The 7,480-nt window shown below is 33.5% G+C and carries 8 protein-coding genes and 1 pseudogene; 1 reads left to right on the top strand and 8 read right to left on the bottom strand.

Features of this window, described 5'->3' with window-relative positions:
* Positions 1–98: pseudogene (locus AR334_RS00770) on the top strand (transcriptional regulator); the annotation flags it as partial.
* A 353-nt stretch (positions 99–451) separates the two neighbouring features.
* Here the strand turns inward: AR334_RS00770 and AR334_RS00765 are convergent.
* The 8 genes from AR334_RS00765 to AR334_RS00730 all read right to left on the bottom strand — a co-directional run bounded on the left by AR334_RS00765 (position 452) and on the right by AR334_RS00730 (position 6,917).
* Positions 452–1,228, bottom strand: coding sequence for a class I SAM-dependent methyltransferase (locus AR334_RS00765; RefSeq protein ID WP_066303878.1), 777 nt, complete (start codon positions 1,226–1,228; stop codon positions 452–454).
* A gap of 260 nt (positions 1,229–1,488) precedes the next feature.
* Positions 1,489–3,036 (bottom strand): hypothetical protein, encoded by a 1,548-nt coding sequence (locus AR334_RS00760; protein ID WP_066303877.1) that lies wholly within the window; start codon positions 3,034–3,036, stop codon positions 1,489–1,491.
* Positions 3,037–3,363: 327 nt separating this feature from the next.
* Complete coding sequence (locus tag AR334_RS00755; RefSeq protein WP_066303875.1) at positions 3,364–3,624, bottom strand: hypothetical protein; 261 nt, start codon at positions 3,622–3,624, stop codon at positions 3,364–3,366.
* Positions 3,625–3,889: 265 nt separating this feature from the next.
* Positions 3,890–4,276 carry a hypothetical protein gene (locus AR334_RS00750; RefSeq protein ID WP_216637995.1) on the bottom strand — a complete coding sequence of 129 codons (387 nt, stop codon included), beginning with the start codon at positions 4,274–4,276 and terminating at the stop codon, positions 3,890–3,892.
* Positions 4,277–4,493: 217 nt separating this feature from the next.
* Positions 4,494–4,778: an MFS transporter gene (locus AR334_RS00745; protein WP_066303873.1), complete on the bottom strand. Its 285-nt coding sequence runs from the start codon at positions 4,776–4,778 to the stop codon at positions 4,494–4,496.
* Positions 4,779–4,959: 181 nt separating this feature from the next.
* Positions 4,960–5,535, bottom strand: a complete 576-nt coding sequence (locus AR334_RS00740; RefSeq protein WP_066303868.1) for a GNAT family N-acetyltransferase — start codon at positions 5,533–5,535, stop codon at positions 4,960–4,962.
* 163 nt (positions 5,536–5,698) lie between these two features.
* A complete protein-coding gene (locus tag AR334_RS00735) occupies positions 5,699–5,908 on the bottom strand; it encodes a hypothetical protein (protein WP_066303860.1) in 210 nt (69 codons plus the stop codon).
* 223 nt (positions 5,909–6,131) lie between these two features.
* Positions 6,132–6,917, bottom strand: a complete 786-nt coding sequence (locus tag AR334_RS00730) for a FixH family protein (protein ID WP_066303859.1) — start codon at positions 6,915–6,917, stop codon at positions 6,132–6,134.
* Positions 6,918–7,480 lie beyond the last annotated feature (563 nt).

Raw genomic sequence — 7,480 nt, 5'->3', positions numbered from 1 at the left:
CTATCTTGCAGGAGCTCTGTCAATGGGGAAGCCATTATGCGGAGCAAGAGTATGCAGAAGGTGAATTTGAAATCGCACAACCTGAAGAGGCTTCTTAATGAGGAAACCAACTTATAACACCTTATATGTAAGGTATTTTATTGTTGTACTAAGATTTGTCCAAATCCTTTAATGTAGAATTTAATAATATTGGTTCCGATTCAAATTGATAGAAGGTCAATTTAATCTGGGAATATTGGCATTTTCGCATCACCTTTTAACTACTATTTAACATCGTCTTATTGAACAAAACTGCCCGTTACTTCAATAAGATTTAGCCAAGAGAAGCGTTTATCCTCCTTGGATCAACACACCCTTTACTTTAAGTGAAGAAATTCACATTCTTTGTCATCTTTTTCATATAAATGTTTATCTATAAACAGATAATAATCTTCTTATGATAACTTTCGAATCACTTTTTCGCCATATATAATCTTACTTCTTGTGGAACAACTATTTTACCACCCTTATAGTCTATATAATCCGCAACACTATCCAAAATAGCCTTCTGCTTATCTTTATCTATATCGTGAAAGTCTGAGTAAGAATTCATCAATCTTAAATATCTTTCTGTAGTATATTCATCATCCCATCTATAAACATTGGATACGGGATTTTTGAATAAATTATTGATTTGTATTTGTGAAATTCTTAGATTATGCAAATCTTCAGCTTCATCTAAACTTATATAGTCATCAAGCTCAGGAGCATATTTTCGATATATATTTCTTATTTGATTAAGCATTTCAGTTTTTGGCTCAATAATCGACGTTAAATGCCAGAAAACTGCCATTGTTCCATTTCTTTTTAACAGATTGTATGCTTTAGGATATCCAATCCCTGGCTTAATCCAATGAAATGCTGTAGCTGAAAAAATTAAATCATATGTTTCCTGTTCTTTATTATAATCCTCAAAAGGGATGCATAAGGCATTGAAATTTTGATATTGAGAATATTTTTCTAATAAATACTCTACTTGTTTTTCTCCAAGCTCTAAACCTGTAATAGTATACTCATTTTTCACAAAATATTCTGTAGCTTGACCTGGGCCTGAACCTATTTCAAGTATGTTTGCATCATTCTTTATCATTGAATAGTCAACAATATCCCTAAACAACTCAGATGGATAACCTGGTCGTGCTATTTCATAATCAGAGATTATATAATTAAAGACATTTTTATTTTCCAAATTAACAAGCCCCCTCTGTTGATTTCATTATAACTTTCTTTATAGCCGAATGTTTTCTTTCCTAACTTCTGACACTCTACACGCATAAATGCGGCAGGTTCTTTTATCTAAGCTTCTTCTTATCTCTCCCTAGCGCTATTCGGAGGAATACCTGGTACAACAATAAGACACTCACTTAGTTCAAAGAAACTTTTTTGAACAAACAACCTAGGGCTGTTTAACGTTCTGTTGGTAGGTCACACCTTCATTATATCTGTTATTTAACTTTTAATTCCCATACTAGAAATAGAAGGTTTCATCAGTTTTAAACGTTGTATTTCTAAATTATGTTTTACAATAAAATTCTTAAATGTATGATCACATAAAGTTTTATCAATTTTATCTAGACTCTCATGACTGTTTTTAATTAAAAAAGCGGAATATAAGTCTCGCTGTACCAAATAATTACCTACCTGACTCCATCGCTGGTGGAGTTTTTTCTTTTCATACTCTTCAGATTCATGGTTGTATTGACTAGCCTTTGATGTCCAGGTGTTAATCTTATTAAATTTTGCATTTAAATAGTTACACTTATATTCCAAAATAGAAACAAATAATGCGGGGGCTTTGTTAGCTATGGACTTTCCAAATCTCTTCTTTCGTTTAAACTTACCCGTTTTTTCACTGATTTTGGTTTCTTTCGCCCGTTTTTGAAGTCGTTGGTAATGCATGGTTTCAATGAAGAATTCATCACCAGTACGTAGAATGACGTTTGCTAATCGGCAATGGGATTGTTTTCGTTTTGCGGCTTGTTTTCTATGGATATCTTGTAGTTTACTTCGCAGTTTAATGTAGTTAGTAGAAAATAACCATTTATCTTTATTTCCAACTTTATAGGTTCCGTCAGGATTAAATTTATTTGGATTGGTGGTGCGTTTCGAACGGTCCATCTTCCGTAGAATGATTCGCTTTTCTCTTTCCAAGGAATCTATATTGGGTGCAAGTTCCCTTAATAAGGCTACATGATCAGAGACAATTGCCATTGTTTGTGTACCTGGGTCGATACCAGTTCTTCCTTTACCTAAACGTACTTTGGATAAACCGGTATTCTTGTCCCGTTTTGCAGGTAGAGTTCCTCTAATAATCAATTGAACGAAATATCGCATTTTGCCCCGAATCATTTTGCGTATGATCCGACAGAATTTGATGTTCTTTATGTTCAATAATGCTTCCCTAGCGTAAATGTCCATTTCTTTTACTTGAACCCGTACTTTTGTTCCTATTACATTTACAACATATTGACCTTCCACTTCACGAAAAGTAATTCCTGATTTATTCGTTTTACCTTCAATTGAAGTCATGGTCCCGTATTTTTTGAAGTATATGTTTCTAGCATTACCATAGCGTTTCTTTTCAAATGCTTTCCAGGCGCGGCTGGCCATTTTTTGGGCTGTATTAATATCTAATACTCCCTCAAAATGACGTTTCATTGGGGCTACAAAATCATGAATGGCATATTCGCTTAATCCAAATTGATGCTCAATTTTGTTTTGTTGATTGTATAAAGAACAAAGCTCTTGTTCCAAAGCCTTTGCCTCTTTATAATTTTTAGACTTTTGGATTTTATTTTTGACAGCGTTAATACACCGTACATTTTTACAGTATTGTTTGTTATTTTTGACCAACCTTTCTCGTTTGAATATTTCACCTAAACAAGCGTTTTGAATTTTTCGAGAAACTTCAAAAACGAGATCAAAACGAAAAAGGTGCAGATGAGTTGTATTCAACGGAAGTGTTAATACAAAACTGGCTTCATTTTTCTTTGACATATCTCACCCCCATAAGAACGTTTGTTCTAACTTAAATATACCAAAATATTCCCAAAAAGTATATTAAAACCACCTAAAAAATAAAACCGAATTCCTCCCCACACTTAAAAGTAGGGGCTTCCTTCGGTTTCACTCGGTGAATTATTTTGTTCGGCTAACCTCTCGTTTGTTCAATAAGAAAAGAGTCGCCGCCGCAACTCCCTGTTGAACTCTCGCACCCTATAGTTTAAGTGAAAAACTTCACAATTTTAATAGTCCAAAGCAGATATTCTTTTTTATTATGGTCCTGGAATTCTTAACAGTTTGTTGCCTAATAACATTTCCCAATTATTTTTTCTTTATTAATTCTCTCCAAGATGATATAACAACTGGTATTCCGAATATAAACACAGTTGCTAAGCCAATAATCTTTATAAAAACAATTACTAAGTTAATAGTATCTCTGAAAAAATCAATTATAGGAAAAGGGACTAGTTCTAAAATCGGGTTATTTGAAGAGCTTAGTATAAATTCAGAAGTTGATGAAGATATTGAAAAAAGTAACCAACCAGCTAATGCAGCTATAATAAATTTCATATGTCTATCCATTTCAACTACCTCCTTATTAATAACTTCATCATAAATAATAAGCGTCATAGAATGGCATATGATTATAAAATTTAAATAGCAGTTAGTTTTTATACTGTTGAAATAGACGATTACACGATTAAATTGTATGTTTTCCTTTTTCTTATAATTACTAAATTCATCATAAAGATTTGCATTTTTGCATGAATTATTCTTGAACTAAAATTCCAGTTTGTTCAAGAAGAAAACGGGATCGCCTTAGCAATCCCTATTTTAACCATCAAGGTTAGACGGATTCTCCCGGGAAGAAATATCTAAAAGGTAGCATCAATCCCAGGAGAGATACAACAATGAAAACAACTTGATGGATATGATCATTCCCTGGTGGCAGTCCGCCAACCAAGTGCAAAGTCCAAAAGGTGGGATAATACCAGAGTGTAAGCCACGCCCATCTTTCCTTTCTTCTGTACGACGTAAGAGTTATCACGGTACCGAAAAACCCCATTCCTGTCGTTGCAACACCAAGAGCTCGAAGCAATCCTAAATCATATGGACCTGCAATCCTTGGATACGTGACAACTAATATTCCAAAGATCAAAATCCCAATTCCGTTAAATAAAAGGAACATCCAGCTGATTCTTAGAAGAACAGTCTGCTCTTTAAATTTTGCCAAATCATAACATCCTTTGCCCGTTTTTAGTTCATTCATTTTTAACATAGTCTGTTTATTAGATTCTACTATGTCTAATTAACTTTTATAACCTGGGACATTTGCTCAATAAGAAAAATGACTGCCGCAGCGATCGCTTCTTTTACTCTTGTTCGCGTTAGTTATACATAAAGACTTACACGATCATTGCATATTATATAAATGATGTGACAATAAGTAATTATCTCTTTCCTTTTAGTTCTAAAAGTATAGGTGCTATATTTAGTAAGATAGAAACAATTGTCAAAAACCATAATGCCCTTTCCATACCAGGTACTACATCCAATAAAGCTGCCCAATCTTCCACTTCTACCCAATCCGATACAAGACTGTATTCTGCACAAAGTGTTAATGCTGTAAATGATAATCCCAACGCCATAGCAAGCTTATAATCCTTTCCTGCTGCATACATATAAAGATTTATAAGAGTTACTACTATTGCAATACCCCCTAATATTATCCACATAACTATACCTCCATATATTTTTATTTATGCCCGTTACTTCAATAAGGTTCAACTAAAGAAGCGTTAATCCTTCCTGGATCAACGCCCCGTTACTTTAAGTGCAACGTTTCACAAAATATATATATTTTACTCCTGATTCAATTCTTCAATAAGATATTACATCCTTTATATTGTATAAACTCTACCATAGCTTCCCTTCACCTAACTCAAGATAAACGTCAGCTTCTTCAAAAGAAAGGAAATTATTTTGAGCCTTAGCTGAAAATAGGTTGATCATGGTACACAGCCCTAATATATCACTTCGAAAAGGTTTATCTCGCGTACCTCCGATGAGGTTTATGTTTTGTTTATGTTCCCAACCACCTTTTGTATGGAAGTGCACTAATGCAGGTTCACAAGTAAATATACTAATATCAGGATTGTTCTTTTCGATAAATGAATATGCTTCTTTTATAAGTCTTAAACCGAATCCCTGCTTCCGAAAAGATGAATTCGTCATAACTTCACTTAGCCCAAAAGCTTTATATTTTTGACCCTCATGACTTATATTCTTCCAAGGAATAGCAACATGACTAATGACAATATTGTCTTCAACCAACACTAAAGAAGTTGGTTGAGTCTCTGGACTATCAGGCCAATGTAAATCCTCGTCATGATCGCCAAAAGCTTGTGGCCACTCTTGTCTCATTAAAGATATAATTTGTTTTTTTATATATGAGGGACAATTTTCTTGATGAAACTGCAGTAATTCAATCATAAATTCTTCTCCTATGTTTAAGAAAATTGTAAAATCTGATACGAGTCTTATTGCTATTTTATTAATATAAATAACTTTGGGAGTAGAATAAATACATAGAAATTGTTAGTCCATTCATAACGCTTATTGCACTGCAACATTCGTTCAATTTCTTAGGAAGAAGTTAGTAAATGTGATCCATTATTTTTTGATAACCAAAAGGTAAAACGAAAACAACTAATAAACCTATAACTATTGAAAGAGTTGAAAAAATAATTAATTTACGATGGGAAATTTCATTCCTTTTAAAGGCGGTAATGAATACCTTTACCATATAAAAGACAGTAATAAATATTATGATAGATGAAAACACACTTGCCAAAATTACCTCCATCGTGTCCCTCCCTTTAATCCATATTATAACAGAAATAACAAATTTCTTATTTAAACTATCCTGTCCTTTAGTTCAAGAAGAAAAGCATTACCCCTTTGAAGTAATGCCCCCGTTAGTGTAAGTACATTTCTTCTAATCTACTAAATTCACCCATTATTTCGTAATATATATACAATAAAAAAGACATCAACCCTTTGTGGATAAATGTCCCTTAAGAAAGTAGTTATTTAACTTCTATTGTATATTCTTTATGCTCGTGAATCTCACCTTTTTCAACGTGCACCTTAATGAAATACGTACCAGCTTTTGAGAAAGTTTTTTCATAGGTGTATATTCCATTCCTTCCTTTCATTGCATCGACATATTCATGGTTGTGATCGTTATTAAACCAGATTTCAAATCTTACTTCTGCACTTGGTATAGGTTGATTTTCATTTGTAATGTGAGCAGATAGCACGGTTTTCTCATTAACATTAAATTCTTTACTACCATCAAAATCAATGGAAACGGTACTATGATGGTGGTGGGCGTCTTCTGTTTTTCCTTGGCTTGAGTCGTTACCTGCAGCCTCACTGTGTTGATGTTCTGTGTCTGCCACAGTTCCAGCAGGATTTTCCACACTGATTTGTTGACTCGGCATATTATGCATTTTTCTTGCAGTAACATGAGCAGTGACAACATACTTACCATCTTCGGTAAAGGTTTTCTTGATTTCATAGATACCTTTTCCTTGATGGTTCGCTTCTATCATTTCAGATTCCTCTTGTCCAACTTTACGGATTTCGAACTTTACTTCATCCGCATCTTCTACACTTTCATTTCCTTGTGTGACAGTAGCTGTCAAGGTTACCTCTTCGTTTACATTATTAGCTTCTGGTGTATGGATGGAGACCTCTATTAATTGTGGTGCTTCACCACTACCTGAACCTGTCTGCGAATCGGATTGTGATGTTCCACAACCTGAAAGAACAATTATTATAGAAATAATTAGAAATAGAAATTTCTTCAAAAAAAGCACTCCATTCCATCATTTATCTAGCTGTTCACTCCAATCAAGATTATACTCCATATTTAAAAGATAAACGATGGATAAACTATCACTTTTTGTAATCAGTCGAAATACTGTTGTATGAAAACCCATAACCCCTCTAATTACTATATTTTTGTTAATTCATCTTCCACAGAACTTCCCGTTACTTTTTACAAATTTCAACAAAAAGGGGCGTTAATCCTTCTTGGATCAACGCCCCCGTTTGTTTAAGTGCATTTTTTCCTCTTGCACACTTACCTTTAGTATACTCATTTAAAAAAACCCTTTATTTATATAATTTTATATAGAAGAAACTTGCATTCTCATACCTCTATTCGGGATATTTTCCATCCACTTACCTTTTAGGCTAAAACATATTTGTCTTTAGAGACAGAACCAATATTTAGAAGGTGAATAATATAACGTAAAATTTATTAAGTGAGGAGAAACGTGAATGTATTACAACTGGAACAACCATAATTGGAACAATCATAACCCGTATCCCCAGAATAACTGGAACAACCATAATTGGAACAATTATA

This window comes from Bacillus sp. FJAT-29814 (genome assembly GCF_001510715.1).
Classification (GTDB): Bacteria; Bacillota; Bacilli; order Bacillales; family Cytobacillaceae; genus Neobacillus.
The sequence above is the reverse complement of the archived record's forward strand: the minus strand, read 5'-3'. Positions and strand labels throughout refer to the sequence as shown.

Bases quoted from the DNA above. Each gene is read 5' to 3' on its own strand.
- AR334_RS00760 (WP_066303877.1), bottom strand. From the start codon at position 3,036: ATGTCAAAGAAAAATGAAGCCAGTTTTGTATTAACACTTCCGTTGAAT.
- AR334_RS00755 (WP_066303875.1), bottom strand. From the start codon at position 3,624: ATGGATAGACATATGAAATTTATTATAGCTGCATTAGCTGGTTGGTTA.
- AR334_RS00745 (WP_066303873.1), bottom strand. From the start codon at position 4,778: ATGTGGATAATATTAGGGGGTATTGCAATAGTAGTAACTCTTATAAAT.
- AR334_RS00740 (WP_066303868.1), bottom strand. From the start codon at position 5,535: ATGATTGAATTACTGCAGTTTCATCAAGAAAATTGTCCCTCATATATA.
- AR334_RS00735 (WP_066303860.1), bottom strand. From the start codon at position 5,908: ATGGAGGTAATTTTGGCAAGTGTGTTTTCATCTATCATAATATTTATT.